At 68.2% G+C, this 21,242-nt stretch carries 16 protein-coding genes; 4 read left to right on the plus strand and 12 right to left on the minus strand.

Annotated features, from left to right (window positions below; all coding sequences use genetic code 11):
• Window positions 1-431: 431 nt before the first annotated feature.
• From IBJ06_RS05860 to dusB, 8 genes are all read right to left on the minus strand, one after another.
• Window positions 432-1,571, minus strand: coding sequence for a GNAT family N-acetyltransferase (locus IBJ06_RS05860; RefSeq protein ID WP_292158154.1), 1,140 nt, complete (start codon window positions 1,569-1,571; stop codon window positions 432-434).
• A gap of 72 nt (window positions 1,572-1,643) precedes the next feature.
• A complete protein-coding gene (locus tag IBJ06_RS05865) occupies window positions 1,644-3,278 on the minus strand; it encodes a Na+/H+ antiporter (protein ID WP_292158156.1) in 1,635 nt (544 codons plus the stop codon).
• Window positions 3,278-4,594 (minus strand): GTPase HflX, encoded by a 1,317-nt coding sequence (gene hflX / locus IBJ06_RS05870; protein WP_292158157.1) that lies wholly within the window; start codon window positions 4,592-4,594, stop codon window positions 3,278-3,280. Before hflX ends, IBJ06_RS05865 begins: the two co-directional genes overlap by 1 nt.
• Before the next feature lie 91 nt (window positions 4,595-4,685).
• Window positions 4,686-4,928, minus strand: a complete 243-nt coding sequence (hfq, locus tag IBJ06_RS05875) for an RNA chaperone Hfq (protein ID WP_123286626.1) — start codon at window positions 4,926-4,928, stop codon at window positions 4,686-4,688.
• A 117-nt stretch (window positions 4,929-5,045) separates the two neighbouring features.
• The gene (locus IBJ06_RS05880; RefSeq protein ID WP_292158159.1) at window positions 5,046-5,909 is read right to left on the minus strand and encodes a D-amino-acid transaminase; all 864 of its coding nucleotides are present in this window, start codon (window positions 5,907-5,909) and stop codon (window positions 5,046-5,048) included.
• Window positions 5,909-7,321 (minus strand): sigma-54 dependent transcriptional regulator, encoded by a 1,413-nt coding sequence (locus tag IBJ06_RS05885; protein ID WP_292158161.1) that lies wholly within the window; start codon window positions 7,319-7,321, stop codon window positions 5,909-5,911. The genes IBJ06_RS05880 and IBJ06_RS05885 overlap by 1 nt, the downstream gene beginning before the upstream one ends.
• 9 nt (window positions 7,322-7,330) lie before the next feature.
• Window positions 7,331-9,598, minus strand: coding sequence for a PAS domain-containing sensor histidine kinase (locus IBJ06_RS05890; protein WP_292158162.1), 2,268 nt, complete (start codon window positions 9,596-9,598; stop codon window positions 7,331-7,333).
• 89 nt (window positions 9,599-9,687) lie between these two features.
• The gene (gene dusB / locus IBJ06_RS05895) at window positions 9,688-10,677 is read right to left on the minus strand and encodes a tRNA dihydrouridine synthase DusB (RefSeq protein WP_292158164.1); all 990 of its coding nucleotides are present in this window, start codon (window positions 10,675-10,677) and stop codon (window positions 9,688-9,690) included.
• Window positions 10,678-10,740: 63 nt separating this feature from the next.
• Between dusB and IBJ06_RS05900 the strand changes: the two genes are divergently transcribed.
• Window positions 10,741-11,910 carry a bifunctional 2-C-methyl-D-erythritol 4-phosphate cytidylyltransferase/2-C-methyl-D-erythritol 2,4-cyclodiphosphate synthase gene (locus IBJ06_RS05900; protein ID WP_292158166.1) on the plus strand — a complete coding sequence of 390 codons (1,170 nt, stop codon included), beginning with the start codon at window positions 10,741-10,743 and terminating at the stop codon, window positions 11,908-11,910.
• Here IBJ06_RS05900 and IBJ06_RS05905 read toward each other — a convergent pair.
• The gene (locus IBJ06_RS05905; RefSeq protein WP_292158168.1) at window positions 11,907-14,174 is read right to left on the minus strand and encodes a fused MFS/spermidine synthase; all 2,268 of its coding nucleotides are present in this window, start codon (window positions 14,172-14,174) and stop codon (window positions 11,907-11,909) included. The two genes, IBJ06_RS05900 and IBJ06_RS05905, sit on opposite strands and share 4 nt — an antisense overlap.
• 92 nt (window positions 14,175-14,266) lie before the next feature.
• On the opposite strand from IBJ06_RS05905, the gene IBJ06_RS05910 reads away from it, so the two are divergent.
• Both IBJ06_RS05910 and IBJ06_RS05915 read left to right on the plus strand, forming a co-directional pair.
• Entirely contained in the window at window positions 14,267-14,755 is a 489-nt protein-coding gene (locus tag IBJ06_RS05910; RefSeq protein ID WP_292158170.1) for a nicotinamide-nucleotide amidohydrolase family protein, read from the plus strand.
• On the plus strand, window positions 14,752-14,997 hold the full coding sequence (locus IBJ06_RS05915; RefSeq protein WP_292158172.1) for a sulfurtransferase TusA family protein: 246 nt from the start codon (window positions 14,752-14,754) through the stop codon (window positions 14,995-14,997). The genes IBJ06_RS05910 and IBJ06_RS05915 overlap by 4 nt, the downstream gene beginning before the upstream one ends.
• On the opposite strand, the gene IBJ06_RS05920 is transcribed toward IBJ06_RS05915, so the two are convergent.
• Window positions 14,963-15,913 carry a YihY/virulence factor BrkB family protein gene (locus tag IBJ06_RS05920; protein ID WP_292158174.1) on the minus strand — a complete coding sequence of 317 codons (951 nt, stop codon included), beginning with the start codon at window positions 15,911-15,913 and terminating at the stop codon, window positions 14,963-14,965. The two genes, IBJ06_RS05915 and IBJ06_RS05920, sit on opposite strands and share 35 nt — an antisense overlap.
• Before the next feature lie 173 nt (window positions 15,914-16,086).
• Between IBJ06_RS05920 and IBJ06_RS05925 the strand changes: the two genes are divergently transcribed.
• On the plus strand, window positions 16,087-17,427 hold the full coding sequence (locus tag IBJ06_RS05925; RefSeq protein ID WP_292158176.1) for a diguanylate cyclase: 1,341 nt from the start codon (window positions 16,087-16,089) through the stop codon (window positions 17,425-17,427).
• Here the strand turns inward: IBJ06_RS05925 and mfd are convergent.
• Both mfd and IBJ06_RS05935 read right to left on the minus strand, forming a co-directional pair.
• Complete coding sequence (gene mfd, locus IBJ06_RS05930; protein WP_292158178.1) at window positions 17,424-20,861, minus strand: transcription-repair coupling factor; 3,438 nt, start codon at window positions 20,859-20,861, stop codon at window positions 17,424-17,426. The genes IBJ06_RS05925 and mfd overlap by 4 nt on opposite strands.
• On the minus strand, window positions 20,861-21,169 hold the full coding sequence (locus tag IBJ06_RS05935; protein ID WP_292158180.1) for a succinate dehydrogenase assembly factor 2: 309 nt from the start codon (window positions 21,167-21,169) through the stop codon (window positions 20,861-20,863). The genes mfd and IBJ06_RS05935 overlap by 1 nt, the downstream gene beginning before the upstream one ends.
• Window positions 21,170-21,242 lie beyond the last annotated feature (73 nt).

A 21,242-nucleotide genomic window follows, 5' to 3' on the forward strand; every position in this document is an offset into this window, starting at 1 on the left:
GCAGGCCTTACGAGCCCTCCGTGCAACGGGACGCTCTGAGGATTGCACAGCTCGCGACCTGGTCGGGAAGAACGATGCGAGAAACGGTGGGGGTGTTGAAAGGGTTGGGGAATTTGAGGGCGGGTTTTATATTTGAGGCGTTCGACCCATCGTCATCCTCCGACTTGATCGGAGGATCGGTCCGGGCAGGCGACCAGCCGTTGCGGGTGACACCGATCCTCGGGTCAAGCCCGAGGATGACGAGGATTCCGTCTCCTCCCTGACGAAGTTGGGGAGGTGGCGCGGCGCGTCAGCGCCGTGACGGAGGGGCTCTTGAGGGCGTGCGCGGGGTGAAGAACCCCTCCACCCTCCTTCGCCCTTCGGGCTACGGACGGTCCCCCTCCCCATCACGATGGGGAGGAGACGGTAAACCTTCCTTCGCCGGGACCCCCTCAGCCCTCGACTGCCCCGCCCGGGGCCAGGCGGCGGGGGATGGCGCGCATGGCGTGGACGAGGGCAAGGGCGCGGCCAGTCGGGGTGGGGTCGACGGCGGCGATGTGGTCGAGGCGGCGTCGAACCTTGGCGAGGGGCGCCGCGGCTCCTGAAGCCCAATCGGTCGAGCCGAGAGTGAGAAGGCCCCTGCCCCGCCTCCCGACGAGGGTCAGGCCGACCCCGACCTGTTTGCGGGTCGAGGCCCAGGGCTGCTTGTAGTGGTCGTGGCCGGGGCCGAGGTCGTAGACGGCAATCCCCAGCCGGGGCATGGCGCGGATGGCCTGATCGAGGAAGGCATTGCCCGGCGACAGGTGGGCCAGAGACGGATTGGTCGAGGCGATCCACGGATGATAGGTGCCCTGTCCGAACACGCCGAAATGGCCGCCCACGAGCGTGTCGCCCGCATGCAGGGTCAGCATCAAACCCCGGAAATCGGGGGTTTCGGTGTGGAACAGGTCGGACATCAGGGCGCGGACCCACAGCGGACGCAGAACGTCCTGAAGCCCGGTGCGGTCGAACTGTTCGGACTTCCACGTCAGCAGGGCGTCGAGGTCGTTGCGGGACCGACTCTGGTCGAAGCGCAGCGGGCCGAGTTCAGCCAGACGATTGGACAGACGTCGCCAGTTCTTGAACTTCCTGGGGCTGGCCGCCCGCATCGCTTCCAGATGGGCGTCCGGACCCTCGGGAGCTTCGATGGCGAAGGCATCCGGCCCGGTACCGACCGGCGGGAACAGGCCATGGGGGTCGACCAGGCCGATGTGCCGGAAGGCCGTGATGCCGGCCAAGGCCAGGGCCTGCGGGCCGTCCATGCCGGGCGCCGGGCCGGTAATCAGGGCGTGATAGTCAGCAAAGGGTGCGCCGAGAGGACGGGCAAACCCTCCGGGGCGGCGGTGCAGACCAAGGAAGCCGATGATCTGGCCCTCCCGGCGATAGGTCACGACCTCGGCATCGTCGCGAACTCGCCCGATGGCGCGGGCGAAGTCGGGTCCCATCAGCGGATTGGCAAAGGCCGGCTGTTGTCCCTGAAAGGCACGCCAGACGTCGGCTTCCCCGTCGGGAAGGTCCGTCGCGGGACAGCAGGTAGCGGTGATCTGTGCCATTACGGGAGGCTTTCAGGGCAGACGGTGGACGCTGCCCCGTGCACTGCAAGACCCTGACCGGCATGGCCCCGGTCAGCGGTAGCGAAGCTCCATCAGATCCACCTCGCGGATCAGCCGACGCCCGACCTCGTCGTTGAGGGCGCGGGACCGCATCAGGCGGTGAATTTCCTCACGTTCGGCGGACAGGGCGACCAGACGCAGCCGCCGCTCGATGGCGTCGCCCTGTTTCAGCTGTTCGGCGTCATCGCCTTCGCCGAGGGAACGGGCCTCAATGCGCCGACGGTAGACCGACATCAGCCGACTGGCGATGTCGGAATAGAGGTCGGGGTTGGCCTTGCCGGTCGCCATGGAGTGGGCGGTGGAATCGATGGCTTTCAGGGCGGCCTCTGCCGCCGCGATCCGGGCCTGATCCTCTTCCCGATCGGTCGAAGGCTCGGGGGGCAGTTCCACGTTCTTGAGCAGCCGCGGCAGGGCAACGGTCGCGAGCAGCAACGACACGATGATGACCCCGGCAGCCAGGAAGATCGCCAGATTGCGGGAGGGCATGGCCGAGCCGTCGCCGAGGGTGAAGGGGATGGTCAGAATGCCCGCGAGCGTGATCGCACCGCGCACCCCGGCCAGAGACATGACCAGGGTCAGCCGCAATCCGATCTTCGGCGGGGGGCCCCTGCGACGCCGGAACAGGCTGAACCGCAGCGAGGTCCACACCCAGATGAAGCGCAGGGCCGCGAGGGCCGCGACGATGCCGGCTACATAGATCGCCAGCCACCAGACCTCGGGCCGCGAGGTGCCGGCCACAACCTCGGCCGCGCGCGCCATGATGGACGGCATCTGCTGGCCCAGAATCACGAAGATCAGGCCGTTGGCGACGAACTGGACCGTGTCCCACACCACGGCCCGGCGGATGCGGGTGGTGGCCAGCGACTGGCCGGACGCCGTGCCGCGCTCGGCGAAGCTCATGGTCACACCGGCCGCGACGGCCGCCAGAATGCCGGACCCCCCGATCGCCTCGGCCCCCGCATAGGCCGCAAAGGGGATGAGCAGGCTGATCAGAATCTGGGCACCGACATCCTCGCCCCAGCGGCGGGTGATCCAGGTCTTGGTCGCGATGATCGCATAGGTGACCGCCACACCGACCGCGATTCCGGTGAAGGCCAGCCAGGTAAAGGCGGCGACGGCCTCGCCCAGCGCGAATGTGCCGGTCGTTGCCGCCGCCACGGCCAGACGCATGCAGGTCAGGCCCGTCGCGTCGTTCAGCAGGGACTCACCCTCCAGGATGCGCATCATCCGTTTGGGCATGGGCACCCGGGCGGCGATAGCCTGGACCGCGACCGGGTCGGTCGGAGACAGGATGGCCGCGAGGGCAAAGGCCACGGCGAGTGGCATCTCGGGGATCATCCACCAGATCAGCAGGCCCAGACCCACCACGGTGAAGAGGACGAGGCCGAGGGCCAGCTCGAGGATGGTTTCGCCATCCCGGAACAGGTCCTCCTTGGGAAACCGCCAACCGTCGAGAAACAAGAGCGGCGGCAGGAACAGCAGGAAGAAGATGTCGGGTTCAAGGTCGACGGTCCGGCCGGTGACCAGCACAATGGCGGCGCCCAGCGCGATCTGGACCAGCGGCAGGGCGATCCGGGTGATGCGTGCGACAGAGCCCGACACCACCACGGCCAGCAGCAGGAACAGGGTGGTCTCGATCAGCGACATCAGCCGGTTCCAAAGGTCCGCGCATAACGCCCGAGAGCGGATTCGGAGAGGCGAACGGTGATCCGCAGGCGCCCCTCGGTATCTTCGGTCCGCGCAGTGACCCGGCCGTGCTCATACAGCCAGGCGAGGGCTTCGCCGTCCTGGGGCTCGAGGGTCAGGTCGATTTCGGGGTCGGTGTCGATGCGCCCGGCGATGGCCTGACGCAGGGTCTCCAGCCCCTCGCCGGTGAGGGCCGAGACGGCGACGGCGCCCTCGGTCGCCGCGCGCGCGAGCATGGCGGCGCGCATCTCCGGGTCAAGGCGGTCGATCTTGTTCCAGACCTCGAGGGTGCGGGCCTGAAGCCTGCCCTCCTCCTCACCCTCGCCGGGGGTGAGGCGGGCCAGAACCTCCTCGACGTCTTTCGCCTCTGCGTCCGTCTCGGGGCTGGAGATGTCGCGGACGTGCAGGATCAGATCGGCCTCGGCGACCTCCTCCAGCGTGGCGCGGAAGCTTTCGACCAGTTCGTGCGGCAGGTCGGAGATGAAGCCCACGGTGTCGGCGATCAGGGCGGAGCGCCCCTGCGGCAAGCGTATCAGGCGCTGGGTCGGGTCGAGGGTGGCGAACAGCAGGTCCTTTGCCATCACCTCGGCCCCGGTCAGGTGGTTGAACAGGGTCGACTTGCCCGCATTGGTGTAGCCGACCAGGGCGACGGTCGGGAACGGGACCTTCTTGCGTGCCGTACGGTGCAGGCCGCGCGTGCGGCGCACGTCCTGGAGGTCGGCCCTTAGCCTAACGATGCGGTCGGCGATCAGGCGGCGATCCAGCTCGATCTGGGTTTCACCGGGACCGCCGGTGGAGCCCGTGCCGCCACGCTGGCGCTCGAGGTGGGTCCAGGTGCGGACGAGGCGTGAGCGTTCGTACTCCAGCCGGGCCAGTTCGACCTGCAGCCGGCCTTCCCGCGTGCGGGCCCGCCGGCCGAAGATCTCGAGGATCAGGCCGGTCCGGTCGATGACCTTGGCCTCCCACGCCTTTTCCAGATTGCGCTGTTGAACCGGCGTCAGGGCGTCGTCGATGACCACGACCTCGGCCTCGGCGGCGCGCACCAGGGCGGCCATTTCCTCGACCTTGCCCGAACCGAACAGTGTGGCGGGGGTGGTGCGGCGAAGGGCGATCACCTCCTCGCCGCGGACGTCGAGATCCAGGGCGCGGGCGAGACCCACGGCTTCCTCCAGCCGGTCCTGGGGACGCCTGCCCCCCGCCCGGCCGGCCGACCGGTCAGGGTGAAGAACAAGCGCCCGAACGGGCGGAGCAGTATGATCAATCAGCGGTGAGGACACGCAGGTTCCGGGCTTTGAATGGACGAAAGCGTCCCGCCCGCGAACGCACGGACAGGACCACAGGCTCCCTCAGCACTCCGGACCGGATGGATCAGTCCTGATCTTCCGGCTCGCGCAGGTCGACCGGAGCCGAGGGCATGATGGTGGAGATGGCGTGCTTGTACACCAATTGCGACTGGCCATCGCGACGCAGCAGCACGCAGAAATTGTCGAACCAGGTGACGATGCCCTGCAGCTTGACGCCGTTGACGAGGAAGATGGTCAGCGGGGTCTTGGTCTTGCGGACCGTGTTGAGGAAGGTGTCCTGAAGGTTCTGACGCTTGTCTTGCGACATGGCAGGTTGATCCTGTTCTTGCTTGTTGTCCGGCGCGGGGAGGCTGCCGGAGCCGCGATGCCCGCGACGCGACGACCTTAGTCACCGGCACGCCGGACGGCAACCGCAACGGTCCTGTCAGACGGCGTTGTCACGCGCGGTCTCGAGATAGGCTTCGCGAAGGCGGCGGGTGACGGGGCCGGGCTTGCCGGTGCCGATCTTGACGCCATCGATCGAAATGGCGGGAAGGACGAAGGCGCCGGCGGCGGTAAAGAAGGCTTCCTGGGCCGCCTTGGCTTCCTCGACGGTGAAGGCGCGCTCCTCGAACGGGATGCCCTCGTCCCTGATGATCTGCATCAGGGTGGCACGGGTGCAGCCGCGCAGGATGTTCGCCTGGGTGTCGCGGGTGCGCAGCACGCCATCGGCATCGATGATCCATGCGTTGGTCGATGTGCCCTCGGTGACCAGACCCAGTTCATCGACCAGCCAGCACTCATAGGCCCCGGCCTCGCGCGCCGCCTGTTTGGCCAGCACATTGGGCAGGAGGCCGACCGTCTTGATGTCGCATCGGCCCCAGCGAAGATCGGGGCGGGTAACGACGGCGACGCCCTTCCTCGCCGTAGCCTCGGCCTTGGCCTGATCGACGCGGCGCGCGGTGACAATCACGCTGGGCGGGGTGTCCGGCGAGGGAAAGGGGTGATCTCTACGGGCCGTGCCGCGCGTGATCTGCAGATAGACGATGCCGTTGTCGACGCGGTTGCGACGGATGGTTTCCCTGAGGACGATGGTCAGGGCCTGGGGCGACATCGGCATACGGATGCGCAGTTCGGACAGGCTGCGCTGCAGACGGGTCATATGGCCGTCGAAATCGGCCAGCCGGCCCTCGAACACGGACCAGACCTCATAGACCCCGTCCGCGAACTGGAAGCCGCGATCCTCGATGTGGACCACGGCCCCCGTGTGAGGCTGGTACTGGCCGTTGACGTAGGCGATGCGGGACATCAGGCGTCGTCGCCTTCCGGGTCGTCCTCGCCGCCGCGCGCGGGCGACACGCCCAGCGACTTGAGCTTGCGGTGCAGGGCCGAGCGCTCCATGCCGATGAAGCCCGCCGTGCGTGAGATATTGCCGCCGAAGCGCATGATCTGGGCCGCCAGATATTCCCGCTCGAACACCTCCCTCGCCTCACGGAGCGGCAGGGCGATGATCCGCTCATTGCCCATCGACAGGGTGGCATTGTCCGAGGGGCCGTCCTGGGGAAGCATGTCTGCGGTGATCGGTTCGGACGGGTCGCCGGTGGCGAGGATCAGCAGGCGCTCGATGTTGTTGCGCAGCTGGCGGACGTTGCCGGGCCAGGGATTGACCTGCATCACCGCGACCGCGTCGTCGCCGATACGGCGGCGCGGCAGCCCCTGGGAGACGCAGATGCTCTCAGTGAAATACTCGATCATTTCGGCGATGTCCTCACGACGCTCGGACAGGGCCGGGACGCGGATCGGCACGACGGCGAGGCGATGGAACAGGTCCTCACGGAACCGGCCTTCGTCGATTTCCTGTTTCAGATCGCGCGAGGTCGAGGTGATGACCCGCACATCGACCTGAACGTCCTGCTCGCCGCCGACGCGGCGGAAGCGCTGTTCGACCAGCACCCGCAGGATCCGGCTCTGGCTCTCGCGCGGCATGTCGGCCACCTCGTCGAGATAGAGGGTGCCGTTGTGGGCGCGTTCGAACACGCCGATCTTGCTGGGGCGGCCGTCGACGCCCTCCTCGCCGAACAGTTCGAGATCGAGGCGTTCGGGCGTCATGCCGGCGGCGGCGATGGCCACAAACTCGGACCGGGCGCGCGGGCTGGCCTCGTGGATCTGGCGGGCGACCAGCTCCTTGCCCGAGCCGGGCGGGCCGGAGATCAGCACCCGGCTGTTGGCGGGGGCGACCTTGGAAATGGTGTTGCGCAGGGCGGCGGCGGCGGCCGACCGACCGATGATTCCAGTCGGCGTCATGGCCTGGGCGCGCAGCTGGCGGTTCTCACGCTTGAGCGCGGCGGCCTCGAGCGCGCGCTGGATAACCACCACCAGCCGGTCGGATTTGAACGGCTTTTCGATGAAGTCATAGGCACCGCGCTGCAGGGCGCTGACGGCGGTTTCGATATTGCCGTGCCCCGAGATCATCACGACCGGCAGGTCCGGGTCGATGGTGCGGATGATGTCGAGCAGCTCAAGCCCGTCGATGCCGCCCCCCTGCATCCAGATGTCGAGCAGGGCCAGTGAGGGCTTGCGCGCCCGGATGGCGGCGAGGGCCTCGTCGGAGTTGGAGGCGGTACGGATCGCGTGGCCCTCGTCTTCCAGAAGACCGGCGACCAGTTCGCGGATGTCGGCCTCGTCGTCGACGACCAGTATGTCGGCTCCGTTGCTTTTCATGAGCTCTCTCTATTCAGCCGCGGGGGCAGTTGAGGTTGCAGAAGGAGAAGGGGAAGGCGCTGGCGCGGTGCGGGACGGCGCCTTGAGCGGGAAGACCATACAGACCCGGGCCCCGCGAAGCGTCTCGGCGTCGGCCAGTTTCAGCTCGCCGCCGTGGTCCTCACAGATGCGACGGACGATGGCGAGGCCGAGGCCCGTGCCCTTGTCGCGCGTGGTGACATAGGGCTCGGTGAGGCGGTCACGGTCCTTTTCGGGCAGGCCGATGCCGTCATCCTCGATGACGAAGGTCAGGCTGTGAGGGTCGAGGTCGAGCCAGGCCAGAATGGCGGGGCCACCGGTGGTGTCGCCGGTCATGGCGCGGCGGGCCTGCACCGATTCCCCCGCATTCTTGAGGATGTTGGTCAGAGCCTGCCCCACCATGCGACCGTCGCACTGGAGCTCGGTCCTCGGCAGACCGCGCTGGAGGTCGACGGCGACGTCCGGCACCGCGACCCGCTGGGCAAAGACGGCCTGGCGGAGCAATTCGGCGGGATTTTCGGGTGCGAACCGGGGTGCCGGCATCCGGGCAAAGGAGGAGAATTCATCGACCATCCGCCCGATGTCCCCGACCTGGCGGATGATGGTCTCGGTGCAGCGATCAAAGACCTCGACGTCATCGACGACCTGTGACCGGTATTTGCGGCGCAGGCGCTCGGCCGACAGCTGGATAGGCGTGAGGGGATTCTTGATCTCATGGGCGATGCGGCGGGCGACATCACGCCAGGCGGCGTTGCGCTGCGCCGTCACCAGGCGGGTGATGTCGTCGAAGGTCAGCACCATTTCGCCGCCCAGACCGCCCTCGATCCGCACGCGCAGGCGCCGGGTTTCCCCATCGCGGGTGACGTCGATGTCTTCCTCGATATGGGCTTCGGCGCGTTTGAGCAGCTCGCTGAGTTCGGGTGAAAAGGCGGCCAGCTCGCGGCCGGTCAGGTCGGCGTCGGGCAGGCCCAGAAGCTCCACGGCGCTGGCGTTGATCGCCGAGACCCGGCCCTTGCGATCCAGACCGATGACCCCGGCGCTGACCCCCGACAGAACGGTCTCGATGAATCGGCTCCGGCCCTGGGCGTCCTCGCTGGCGGCCTTGAGTGCCTCCTGTTGCGCCTGAAGATCGCTGGTCATACGATTGAAGGCATTGGACAAGGCCGCGATTTCGTGTGGTTCCTTGTCGACCTGGACCCGGGCCGAGAGATCCCCGCCCGCGACCTGATCCGCCGCCTGGGCCAGGCGACCGATCGGCACCGAAATGGCACTGGCGGCCGACATGCCCAGCCAGACCGCGCCGACCAGAACCAGGAGGGCGGTCTCGAGATAGCTGAGCGCGAAGGCGGTCTGGATGCTGGAACGGCTTTCCTGGGCCTCACGATAGGCCTGGATGGATTGCTCGCTGTTGCGCATCTGCGCGATCAGGCCTGGCTGCAGGGGCCGTACGGCATAGAGATAGGCATCGCCGTAGCCGGTCAGCGGATAGAGGGTACGGATGGTGTCCGGGTTTTCGGTCACGCCGGTGGGCGCGATTTCTCCCTGGGCCGCCATCTCCAGATCGCTGCGGGGAGGGCCGACATACAGCGGGGCACCGGGCAATTCGCCGCTGGCCAGCACCCGCCCCTGACCGTCGAGGATATAGAGCGCCGGATAGCCGAAGATGCCGGCCGTCTGGGCCAGAAGGCCGGAGAACCGGATGCGGCTGTTACGGAAATCGGCGCGGGCCTCAGGGGCCGTCAGCTCATTGGCCATGGTGGCCAGATCGGACTCCAGTTCAAGGCTGACATCGCGGACATAGGCCCGGCCGATATCGGCGCCGTTCTCGACCGCCGCGCTGACGTTGACGCTGAACCACTGATCCACGCCCCGGTTCACCAGCACACCGAACACAAGGGCAATGAGAATGGCCGGAACCACGGCCACCAGCGAGAACAGGGTGACAAACCGCAGGTGCAGGCGCGCCCCGGCCTGTTTGCGATTGCGGACCAGATCCAGCACCTGGATGCCGACGCCGGACGCCAGCGTCAGGATCAGGACCAGATTGCCCAGAAGGATGTAGAGGACCGCCCGGCTGGCTGCGACCCGGGCCCCGCCCTCGCCTCCGGCCTCCGGAGCGAGGGCCACCAGCCAGATGGCGGCAACCGTGATCAGGAAGGCGACAGTATAGGCCACCCCGAACACCGGACGCCCGGCCGGGGTGGAGATTCCGGCTCGCAGCGCGCCGATCGCCGCATCCAGCGGCCGGCTTTTGGGCATTTCATCTGCTGTCACAGGGCCGGTCATGCGTCCGGCACCATCCGACACCTGTGGCCGATGATCAACAGGTTAGTTGCGAATATGCGGCACTAGCCCTGCCAGAGGTCCGAGAGGGCCCGGGCGACGGCGTCGGCATCATCCATCCGGCACAGACGCGCCTTTGCGGCACGGCGCTCGGAGGGGTCCGCCGGCCAGGGGGCCTGTTCGATATACCAGCCGAGGTGTTTGCGGAACATCTTCAGCCCCAGCGGATAGCCGTAGAAGTCCAGCGAGGCCTGCATGTGATCGATGACGAGCGCCAGCCGGTCGGCGCGGTCGGGAGCATCGGGACCGGTATCGCCATTCAGGCCGGCCTCGAGCCGGGCCGCCAGCCAGGGCCGGCCATAGACACCACGCCCCAGCATCAGGGCGTCGGCCCCTGATTGCTCCAGCGCGTCGCGGGCATCCTGAAGCGTCAGGACATCGCCATTGACGACGACGGGGATGGAAACGGCGTCCTTCACCTCACCGACCGCCTGCCAGTCGGCCTTGCCCGTGTAGAACTGCTTGCGGGTGCGACCGTGGACCGTCACCGCCTGGACCCCGATCTGCTCGGCATGTCGCGCGAGGGTAGCGGCGTTCCGGTCGTTTTCATCCCAGCCCAGACGCATCTTGACCGTCACAGGGCGGCGGACCGCGCCCACGACCGCCTCCATGATGCGGCAGGCGAGATCGGGGGCCCGCATCAGGGCCGAGCCCGAGGCCGCGCCGGTGACCTCCTTGGCCGGGCAGCCGAAGTTGAGATCGATCAGGTCCGCCCCCGCGCGCTCGGCCATCCGCGCGCCCTCGGCCATGGCGTCGGGATCGCGCCCGACCAGCTGGATGACCGTCAACGGAAGCCCCTCGCCCACCGCCGCCCGGCGAACGACATCCGGACGGCCGCGAGCCAGCTCGGCCGAGGCAACCATCTCGGTCGCGACATAGGGCGCGCCAAGCCGCGAGGCCACGCGCCGGAACGGCAGGTCGGTGACGCCCGTCATGGGGGCCATCAGCACCCGACCGGGCACGGTCACATCGCCGATCTGGAGGGAGGAAGCCATCGGCCCCTATCTTCGCCCCGGCCCCCTCTCGTCAAGGGCGTGTGTACTGCCTAGAAGACCGTCATGACGTTTCAGGCTGTTGTCGTTGCCGCGGGCTCGGGCTCGCGGGCGGGTGTGGAAAAGCCCTGGGTGGCGCTGGCGGGCGTGCCCGTGCTGCGCTGGTCGGTGCGGGCCCTGCTGCAGGCGGGGGCGACCGATGTGGTGGTCGTGGTGGGCCCGCATCGTCTGACGGACGTGCCGACGGCGCTGGCGGGGCTGACCGGCTGGCGGGCGGTCGAGGGCGGGGCGACCCGCGCGGAGTCGGTGATGCGCGGGCTGAACGCCCTCGCGGCGGACGGCGGCGCGATGGGAGACACGCCGGTGCTGATCCATGACGCGGCGCGACCGTTTCTGGAGCGGGGTGTGATCGACCGGCTGATCGAGGCGCTGGGCGACGCCGACGGAGCCGTCCCCGCCCTGCCCGCCGTCGACAGCTTGCGGCGCGGCGATGCCGCCGGGCTCGGCGACAGCGTCGATCGCGACGGCCTGTTCCGGGCCCAGACGCCCCAGGCCTTCCGCCTGGCCACGGTGCGGGCGGCCCTGACCGACTGGTCGGGTACCGTGCCGCCGACCGATGAAGCCGAGGCCGTGCGCGCGGCGGGTGGCCGGGTCGTGCTGGTCGCCGGCGATCCCCGCCTGTTCAAACTGACCTATCCCGAGGACTTCATCATGGCCGAGGCGCTCGCTGCCGGACTGACCCCGCCGTCCGTGACGCGCGTGGGACAGGGGTTCGATGTTCATCGCTGGGGACCGGGGACGTCGGTATGGCTGTGCGGCGTCGAGATTCCGCACGACCGGACCCTGATCGGCCATTCGGACGCCGATGCGGGCCTGCATGCCCTGACCGATGCCATTCTGGGCGCCATGGGGGACGGCGACATCGGCGACCACTTTCCGCCCTCCGATCCGCAGTGGAAGGGGGCATCAAGCGACCGGTTTCTGGTGCACGCCGTCCAGCGACTGGCGGCGCGCGGCGGCCAGATCGTCAATGTCGATGTGACCCTGATCTGCGAGGAGCCGAAGATCAAACCGCACCGTCAGGCGATGCGCGGGCGGCTGGCCGAACTGTGCGGGATTCCGCTGCAGGCCGTCAGCGTCAAGGCGACCACGACCGAACAGCTGGGCTTTACGGGGCGCAGTGAGGGCCTGGCCGCCCAGGCGGTGGCCACCCTCACCCTGCCCGCTGCCCCCTAGAAGTTGGCGCGGACCAGGGCGCCCCACAGATTGACGTAGTCGTCGGTCCAGGGGCGCACCCGGGTGTCGGCGATGACCCGCCAGCCCGGATCGGTAACGAAGTCGGCAAGGCCTTCCTCGGTCGGGGACATGATCAGGACCTCGGTCGAGGCCTCGGCCATGTCGGGCTGGTCCGGACGCTCGACATAGATGCGGTGACGCTCGGCGGCACCCAGCTGACGCGCGGCGGCGACCGTGGGCAGGGTGATGTCGAGGTTGCGGTTCGACACATGCAGGACCACGACGCCGGTCGGCCCGACCAGACGCAGATAGTCGGCCAGGGCCTCGACCGTCAGCAGGTGGGTCGGCACGACATCCGAGGAGAAGGCGTCGATGATGAGGATATCAAAGGCGGCGTCCGGCTGTTGCGCCAGGGTCAGGCGGGCGTCGCCCAGCACGGTCCCGACCGGGCCGGCGGCGCAGTCCGAGATAAAGGTGAACCAGCGCGGATCCCGGGCCATGCGGTCGACCATGGGATCGATCTCGAAGAAGGTCAGGGTGTCGCCGGGCCGCTTGTAGGCCGCCATGGCCCCTGCGCCGAGGCCGACCACGCCCATGCGGACCGCAGGCGCGCGGGACTGGACCACCCAGGTCGCCAGGCCGATGGGGGTCGAATAGGCGTAGTACATGGTCGGGTTGCAGGCATGGTCAGGATGTCGCGCCTGGGCCCCGTGCAGGGTGGTGCCGTGCATCAGGACGTGGACCGGACCGCCCATGCCGGGGTCGTCGATCTCGGCCACGCGCATGACTCCGAAGAAGCTGCGCTCGGTCAGGCTCCAGTCATAGCCGCGCGCCACATGCTGGGCCGACAGGGCGATCATCAGGAGCACGCCTGTGAACACCAGGGCCTTGTCCCGCACCATGAAGGCGCAGATGGCTGCGGCCCCGAGAATGAGCGAGGCCAGTTGCAGGGTGCTGAAATTCTGGAAGTAGGGCCAGAGGGACTCGTTCTGGCGGATCACCTCCATGGCCACATGCGGCATGATGGCCAGAAAGGCGGCGGCCACCAGGAAATAGCCGTGACGAAGGGTAAACGGCCCCCCCCTGGGTCGGGCCAGGCCGACCGCCACCAGCACCAGGGGATATTCCCACACCATGCTGAAGATCACGGGTGCGATCAGGGCATTGAATACCCCGCCCAGCATGCCGCCGACCGACAGCAGCAGGTAGAATTCCGTCAGCCGGTCCGGGGGCGGGCGACGCCCCGCCAGCAGCTGGTGGCACAGCAGGGCGGTGAAGAAGAAGGTCGTGAGGTGAACCACCAGGATCAGCATCCAGCTGGAGCTGCGGAACGCGACCATGCTGACGGTGACGGCCAGAAGCGCGGACTGGACGATCAGGGTGACCGGCAGGGGGATCCACGGGCGGCTCTGGAAGGCGATGACGAAGGTCAGAAGATAGAGGGCCAGCGGCAGGACCCACAGGAACGGGGCCGAAGCCACATCCGTGGTCAGATGGGCGGTCACGCCCAGCATCAGGCTGGAGGGAGCCGCGGCCAGCAGCACCCAGACCCCCTTTTCGCGCCAGTCGATCGGCGCGGTCCGGGCCAGCGGCGGCGGCTCGGCCCGGGACAGCGCCCGGGCCCGCCAGACGGTCAGGCCCAGCACCACAATCATCAGCACAAAGAGGCCGTAACCCGCGCTCCAGCCCCACCGCTGACCCGACAGGGAGCTGAGTGGCTCGATCAGCACGGGATAGGCCAGCAGGGCGAGGAAGCTGCCGAGGTTGGAGGCGGCATAGAGGACATAGGGATTCTGGCCGTCGGTGTGTCCCACGCGGACGCGGGCGTACCAGGCCTGAAGCAGGGGGGCGGTGGCCGACAGGATCGCGAACGGAAGACCAACCGAGATCGCCAGCGTCGCCAGCAGCCAGACGATGGGCGCGGCGGGGTCCGGATCCCCCAGCAGACCATTGACCCGGAGCGGCAGGAAGATGGCCGCGAGCACGAGGAGAACCAGGTGAATGCCGACCTGGAGGCGCAGGGAGGCGACCTTCTGCAGCAGGTGGGCATAGGTGTAGCCGGCCAGCAGGCCCGTCTGGAAGAACACCATGGCCGTGTTCCAGACCGAGGGAGACCCCCCCAGCACCGGCAGGACCAGCTTGGTGATCATCGGCTGCACCGAAAACACCAGCATGGCCGAGGTGAAGATCGCCAGACCGAAGATCAGCGGGGTCAGGCGGACACCGAGGGGCTCGGTCCCGTCGATCAGGCTGGTCTGGCTCATGGGGGCTCCCGACTGGACGGTCATCGACAGGCGGGCACCGGCGCGGCACCCTGTGGTCCACCGTAAGGCTGACTCGCGAAGGCCGATAGCCCATGTTCGCTCCCGATCTGATGACCCTGGCCGAAACGGTCGTGACGCGCGCGCGATCACGCCGCATGACGCTGGCCACGGCCGAAAGCTGCACGGGGGGGCTGGTCGCCGCCGCCCTGACCTCGGTGGCCGGCTCCTCGGCGGTGCTGGAACAGGGGGCGGTCACCTATTCCAATGCGGCAAAGACGCGGATGCTGGGGGTGCCCGAAGCCCTCATCGCTGCCCACGGGGCAGTGTCGAAGCCCGTGGCCGAAGCCATGGCGGCGGGGGCGCGGGACCGGGCCGGGGTCGATGTCGCGGTCTCTGTCACCGGTATCGCCGGGCCGGGCGGCGGGTCGGCCGACAAGCCCGTCGGTCTGGTCCATTTCGGCCTGGCCACGGCGGAGGGCGTTCGACATGTGGAGCGACGCTTCACCCAGCAGGACCGGCAGGCGATCCGAGGGGCGGCGACCGAACAGGCGCTGATGCTGTTGCTGGAAGGATTGGCGTGACCCCTGCCCCGCTTCTTGTCGATGCACGGGGGCATCGCTGTCCGGTGCCGAGCCTGAGGCTGGCGCGTGCGCTGGAGGTCGCCGCGCCCGGTGAGGTGATCGTGCTGATGGCGTCGGACCCGATGGCGCGCATCGATGTCCCGTACATGCTGACCGACGGACCGCACCGACTGATCGGCATCGAGGACGTCGGCGGCGTGCTGCGGATTACTGTCGAGACTGGCGCCGCGCCGTCAGGCTGACGACCTTGGGGGTCTGATTCAGGGCTTCCTCGACCTCGGCGACCAGCGCCTCGTCCCGGGCGCGCGCGACGACCTCCATCTCGGTGGCAAAAGCGCCGCCGTAGAAGATCGCATTGACGTTCCAGGACAGCCAGATCAGCAGAACGACGACCGCGCCGACCGAGCCATAGGTCGCCCCGAGAACCGCAATCTGCTCGACATAGATGGCGCAGAGCCAGGACGAGATCATGGACAGAACGGTGGCGATCACCCCGCCCGTCAGCGCGGGGCGCCAGGCCACCCGGGTCTTGTGGGACATGGCGTAGCGGTAAAGCAGGGTCAGGCCGAACGACAGGCCGACCGCAGGGAGCAGGACATCCAGCGGTACGTAGCCGCTGCCCGATACGGCCCCGGTTCCCGCCGCATCGGCGTGGGACAGCAGCCGCGCCGTCACGACGGACCCCGAGACGACCGTGAAAAGTCCGAAGGCGAACAGGGCGACGAAGAAGGCCAGCAGATTGAACCTGAGGAAGCCATGCGGCTCGGCCTCATCATGAATGAGATTAAGACCCGCCAACAAGGCCTTGAATCCCCGATGCGCAGCGTAGGCGCCGATGATCAGGGCGAAGGCGCTCTGGGCCGAGACGGTGCGGGCCGAGGCATTGGTCAGGCGAGTGATTTCCTGGAGGAAGATGCTGCGGGCGGCGGCCGGCATGACGTCGGCGAGCGCCGTCGCCTGGGCGCTTACCTCGCTGATCGACAGACCCACCTTGTAGAGACCGATCAGGATGGCGATCGCGGGAAACACCGCCAGCAGGGCAAAGAAGGACACCCCGCCGGTATAGAGCATGACGTCGCGACCCCAGCTGCGGGCAAAGGCGCGCCCGGCCAGCCTGAGCCAGAAGCCGATCCGGCTTCGCAGAGAGTCAAAGGTCAAATTCATCCTCGCCACAACCCGGCGCGAAACTAGACTTTTTTGTGACTTTGCAAACCCTCTTGTGTGTGAGGATTGTGGAAGCGGTTGCAGGGGCAGCGGACGGCTGTCTATGGTCCCGCACCATCGGGCAAGGCCCGGGATTCGTGATTCCGGACTGAAAGGGGCGACTCGTCTTGGATTTCGATCCGCGTATTCTGGTCGTTGCCGGTGATGGAGCCGAAGGCGAAAGCCTGTGCCGCCAGCTGGATGCCGAAGGGTGGATCACGATCACCGCGACCTCGCCCCAGGCCGCTGAAATCGTGCTCGAGGATTTCCCGATCGAGGCCGCCATCCTGGTGGCGGGCGCAGACGACCCGGATGTCGCGCCCGTGGCCGCGCGGCTGAAAGGCCTGGCCTCGCCGCGATACCTGCCGGTCATCGCCCTGATGGGACGAGCGCCAACGGCCGAGGAGTCCTCCACGGTCGACCTGGCCATGTCCGCGCCCGCGCATCCGGTGCAATTGCGCATCCGGCTGGAACAGCTGGTGCGGGCGGCCTTGGCCGAAGAAGAACTGAATCTGCGGATCGACACCTTTCGCCAGCAGGGGCAGGCCATCGACCTGCCGGCCACCGACCTGAACCCGGTGCGCGTGCTGGCGGCGGGCAAGCCGGATCGGCGGTTCCTGGCGCTGTCCAATGCCCTGGAGGAAGGGGGAGCCGAGGTCGTGGCCGCCCCCACGCCCTACACCGCCTTTGACTATCTGCACGAGAGTCCGTTCGACGCGGCCGTCCTGTGGGGGGCGGAGGATCATGCCCCGGCCCTGTCCATCGCGTCAGGCATGAAAAGAAATACAAGGCTCTATCACATTCCAGTGATGCTTTACCTGAGCGACGGGGCCCAGATGGATGCCTCGGATCTGTTCGGACGGGGCTTTGCCGATGTGGCCGCCGCCGATACCGATGAGCGGGAAACGGCGCGGCGGCTGCTGGCCATGGCCCGCTTTCATCGCCGCCAGACCGGGGTGCGGCGCGCCCTGGAATCCGTGCGCGGATCCGGGCTGACCGACCCGGATACGGGCCTGTTCACGCGCGACCTGTTCGCCCAGCACCTGGTCCGCGTCAGCGACGCCGCCCGCCAGCGCCGGCGGCCGCTTTCGCTTTGCGTGCTGAAGGTGACGATGACGGACCCGGTCGAGGAGGCGCGCCGCGACGGCTGGCTGGCGCGCGCCCTGCCCCAGATCGGCACCATGGTGTCGCGCCTCATCCGCACCGAGGATACGGCGGCACGCCTGTCCAGCGAAGTGTTTGCCCTGGCCCTGCCCGGTACCACCGAGGCCCAGGCCCGGATCGCGGCCCAGCGGATCGTGGCCGTGATCGGCTGTACCGCCTTCGAGGCCGGGCCGGGGCGCTCGCCGTTCGTCGTGGACTTCGAGCTGGGCGTGGCGGAGCAGCGGTCGGGCGAAGCCCCGGCCCGGACGCTGGAGCGCGCCTCGTCGGCCCTGGGAACCGAGGCCCGGGCGCGGGTTTCGCCCTAACTGTCCAGCCCGGCCACCGTCGCCAGGGAGTCGGTGATGCGCTCGGCGGCCTTCAGCCGCTCCTCGGGCGTGGCCCATTCGCCCATGACGACGATCTTCTGATCCGGGCGCAGCTTCCAGATGCCGGTATTCTTCTGAATCAGGCTGACCAGCCCCAGCGGGTTGGGAAAGGCGTTGTTGCGCAGGGTCAGGACCGCCCCCTTGGGCCCCATGTCGATGCGTTCGATCTGGGCCTTGCGGCAGGCCGACTTGATGCCAACGATGCGGAGCAGTTGGCGTGCTTCGTCGGGCAAGGGCCCGAACCGGTCGATCAGTTCGGCCGCCAGGGCCTCGCGGTCCTCGCCCCGTTCGGCATCCGACAGGCGGCGATACAGGCTGAGGCGCAGGTTCAGGTCCGGGACGTAATCCTCTGGAATCAGGACCGCCGCGCCGACATTGATGGTCGGGGACCAGTCCCGGTCGCGCAGATCGCCGCCCTGCTCGCGCATCTCGGCCACGGCATCTTCCAGCATCTGCTGATACAGTTCGACTCCGACCTCGCGGATGTGACCGGACTGTTCGTCGCCCAGCAGATTGCCACCGCCGCGCTGGTCGAGGTCGTGGCTGGCCAGCTGGAACCCGGCGCCGAGGTTGTCGAGCGACTGCAGCACCTGAAGCCGCCGTTCGGCCGACAGGCTGAGCGGGCGTTTGGGGTCGGTCGTCAGATAGGCAAAGGCGCGCGCCTTGGACCGGCCGATCCGGCCGCGGATCTGGTGCAGCTGGGCGAGGCCGAACATGTCAGCCCGGTGCACGATCAGGGTGTTGGCCGTCGGAATGTCGAGACCGCTTTCGACGATGGTGGTCGACAGCAGCACGTCATATTCGCCCTCATAGAAGGCGCTCATGACCGCCTCGAGCTGGGTCGGCGACATCTGGCCGTGACCGACGACAGCCTTCACCTCGGGCACCTGCTCGCGCAGGAACTGCTCGATGTCGGGCAGGTCGGCCAGACGCGGGGCGACGTAGTAGGCCTGGCCGCCGCGATACTTCTCGCGCAGCAGGGCCTCGCGCACCATGACGGGATCCCAGGGCGCGACATAGGTGCGGACCGCCAGACGGTCGACCGGCGGGGTGGCGATGATCGACATCTCGCGGATGCCGGACAGCGCCATCTGCAGGGTGCGCGGGATGGGCGTCGCAGTCAGGGTCAGCAGGTGCACATCGGCGCGGAGACTCTTGAGCTTCTCCTTGTGCTTGACGCCGAAATGCTGCTCCTCGTCGACGATCACGAGGCCGAGGTCCTTGAAGCCGACCTGTTCCGACAGGACGGCGTGGGTGCCGACCACAATCTCGAAACTGCCGTCCTTGAGGCCGGCGCGGGTCTCATTGGCGTCCTTCGTCGTGACCATGCGCGACAGGTGGCGGACCGTGATCGGCCAGCCGGCAAAGCGCTCGCTGAAGGTCTTGAAGTGCTGGCGCGCCAGAAGCGTTGTCGGGCAGACGACCGCCACCTGCTGGCCGGTCATGGCGACCACAAAGGCGGCCCTGAGCGCCACCTCGGTCTTGCCGAAGCCGACATCGCCACAGATCAGCCGGTCCATGGGCGTGCCCTTGGCCAGATCGGACAGGACGTCGCCGATGGCGTTCAGCTGGTCGTCGGTTTCCTCATAGGGGAAGCGGGCGCAGAATTCGTCGAACAGCCCCTGCGGTGGGTTGATGACCTCGCTCTCGCGCAGGGCCCTCTTGGCGGCGAGCGCGATCAGGCCCTCGGCCATTTCACGCAGACGGGCCTTGGCCTTCGCCTTGCGCCCCTGCCAGCCTGCGCCGCCCAGACGGTCCAGCTGCACGCCCTCGGCTTCGGCCCCGTAGCGCGTCAGAAGGTCGATGTTCTCGACCGGCAGATACAGTTTGGCGTCGCCGGCATAGGCCAGCTCCAGACAGTCGTGGGGCGCGTCCTGGATGTCGAGCGTGCGCAGGCCCTCATAGCGGCCGATGCCGTGGTCGAGGTGAACCACCAGATCGCCCGTGGTCAGGGCCGAGGCCTCGGCGAGGAAGTTGGAGGCGCGGCGTTTCTTCCGGGGGCGTGCCAGCCGGTCGCCCAGAATGTCGGTCTCGGTGATGACCACCAGATCGTCGGTCTCGAAGCCGGTCTCGACCGGCAGGACGGCGCGCAGATAAAGGGTGTCGGTCGCCGCCTGGACGTCGGCCCAGTCGCGCACCGGCACGACCGGTTCCAGACCATGGTCGGCCAGCATGGAGGCCAGACGTTCTGAAGATCCCTCGCTCCAGGAGGCGAACAGCACCTTGCGACCGTCCGCGCGGCGGGCCCTGGCATAGGCGGCCACCGCCTCGAACAGGTTGACGCTGTCCTGGGCACGCTCGGCGGCGAACGACCGGCCCAGACGGCCGCCGGCATCCATGCCGCCGCCGGACAGCGGGCTGAGCTGGATGACGGGACGGGAGGCCAGCGCGGCGGTCCAGTCTTCGGGCGATAGGTAGAGGGCATCGGGCGGCAGGGCGCGGCCGCTCTGCACACTGCGGCCGGGGGCGGCCTGGGCGGCCTCGCGCCGGGCCTCAAAGGCATCGACGGTCAGGTCCCAGCGCTCGGACCGCGCCCTGTCGGCCTGATTGTCCAGCCAGACGGTGGCACCCTCGGGCAGGTAGTCGAACAGGGTTTCGAGGCGCGGATAGAGCAGCGGCAGCCAGTGCTCCAGCCCCTGCCGGCGCGCGCCCTCGCTGACGGCGGCATAGAGCGGATCGTCGCCCGCCGTGCCGAAGCGGTTGAGGTAGCCGGAACGGAAACGGGAGATGGTCTCGGCGTTCAGCAGGGCTTCCGACACCGGGGCCAGCTGGACCGAAGTCAGCTGGCCGGTCGAGCGCTGGGTGGCCGGGTCGAAGGTGCGGATCGATTCCAGCTCCTGGCCGAACATGTCGAGACGGACCGGCTCGTCGAAGCCCGGCGGGAAAACGTCGATCACCCCGCCGCGCACGGCGTATTCCCCGCGCTCGGACACGGTGGAGGCGCGAACATAGCCATTGGTGGCGAAATAGGTCTCGAGCGACGCCGTATCGAGATCGCGACCCACATGGGTCTCGAACCCGGCGTTGGCGGTGATCTCACGCGGCGGGGTGCGCTGCAGCGCGGCGCCGACCGTGGCCACGATCAGCAGGGGTTTATCGGAAGCCTTGCCGGCGGCGAGACGGCTGAGCGTCGCCATCCGCTGGGCCGAGACCGACGACGACGGGCTGAGCCGGTCATAGGGCAGACAGTCCCACGCCGGATAGGACACGACCTCGATCCCCTCGGCAAAAAAGCCGACGGCGTCGATGAACTGGGCCGCGCGCGAGGCGTCACGGGCGATGAACAGGGCGGTGCCGCCCTCGCCCAAACGTTCGGCGACACGCAGGGCGTCCAGGCCCTCTGGCGCGCCGCTCAGGGTGGTGTGATCCGCCATCAGCCGATGCCCCGCGCCACCTCGGACGAGACGGATTCGGCGACGAAGCGGCGGATGCGGTCCATCAGGAGCCCCTCCCACTCGGGCGGTGTCGGCGTCGAGCCCTTGATCCAGCCGTAGAGAGCGTGGTCGTCCTCCTCCAGCAGGGCCTCGAACCGGGCGAGGTCGGCTTCGTCCAGTTGCGGCGCGACCTGTTCCGCGAACGGGCCGAGGATCATGTCGGCCTCGCGAAAGCCCCGTCGCCAGGCGCGGAAGCGGATGCGGTTAAGCCGGGTGGTCATTTCGGCACGTGCGATGTCTTCGGCCACAAGAAGTCTTGCCCGGTCAAAAGGAATGGAGCCGTGTCAGATAGCGGTCGCGGGTCCATTTCGCCACCCGTGC

This window comes from Brevundimonas sp. (assembly GCF_016742135.1).
Lineage (GTDB): Bacteria > Pseudomonadota > Alphaproteobacteria > Caulobacterales > Caulobacteraceae > Brevundimonas.

Coding starts and splice junctions, on each gene's coding strand:
- IBJ06_RS05860 (WP_292158154.1), bottom strand. CDS start 1,571: ATGGCACAGATCACCGCTACCTGCTGTCCCGCGACGGACCTTCCCGAC.
- IBJ06_RS05885 (WP_292158161.1), bottom strand. CDS start 7,321: ATGAAAAGCAACGGAGCCGACATACTGGTCGTCGACGACGAGGCCGAC.
- IBJ06_RS05905 (WP_292158168.1), bottom strand. CDS start 14,174: ATGAGCCAGACCAGCCTGATCGACGGGACCGAGCCCCTCGGTGTCCGC.
- IBJ06_RS05880 (WP_292158159.1), bottom strand. CDS start 5,909: ATGTCCCGCATCGCCTACGTCAACGGCCAGTACCAGCCTCACACGGGG.
- IBJ06_RS05900 (WP_292158166.1), top strand. CDS start 10,741: ATGACGTTTCAGGCTGTTGTCGTTGCCGCGGGCTCGGGCTCGCGGGCG.
- dusB (WP_292158164.1), bottom strand. CDS start 10,677: ATGGCTTCCTCCCTCCAGATCGGCGATGTGACCGTGCCCGGTCGGGTG.
- hfq (WP_123286626.1), bottom strand. CDS start 4,928: ATGTCGCAAGACAAGCGTCAGAACCTTCAGGACACCTTCCTCAACACG.
- IBJ06_RS05890 (WP_292158162.1), bottom strand. CDS start 9,598: ATGCCCAAAAGCCGGCCGCTGGATGCGGCGATCGGCGCGCTGCGAGCC.
- IBJ06_RS05910 (WP_292158170.1), top strand. CDS start 14,267: ATGTTCGCTCCCGATCTGATGACCCTGGCCGAAACGGTCGTGACGCGC.
- IBJ06_RS05865 (WP_292158156.1), bottom strand. CDS start 3,278: ATGTCGCTGATCGAGACCACCCTGTTCCTGCTGCTGGCCGTGGTGGTG.
- mfd (WP_292158178.1), bottom strand. CDS start 20,861: ATGGCGGATCACACCACCCTGAGCGGCGCGCCAGAGGGCCTGGACGCC.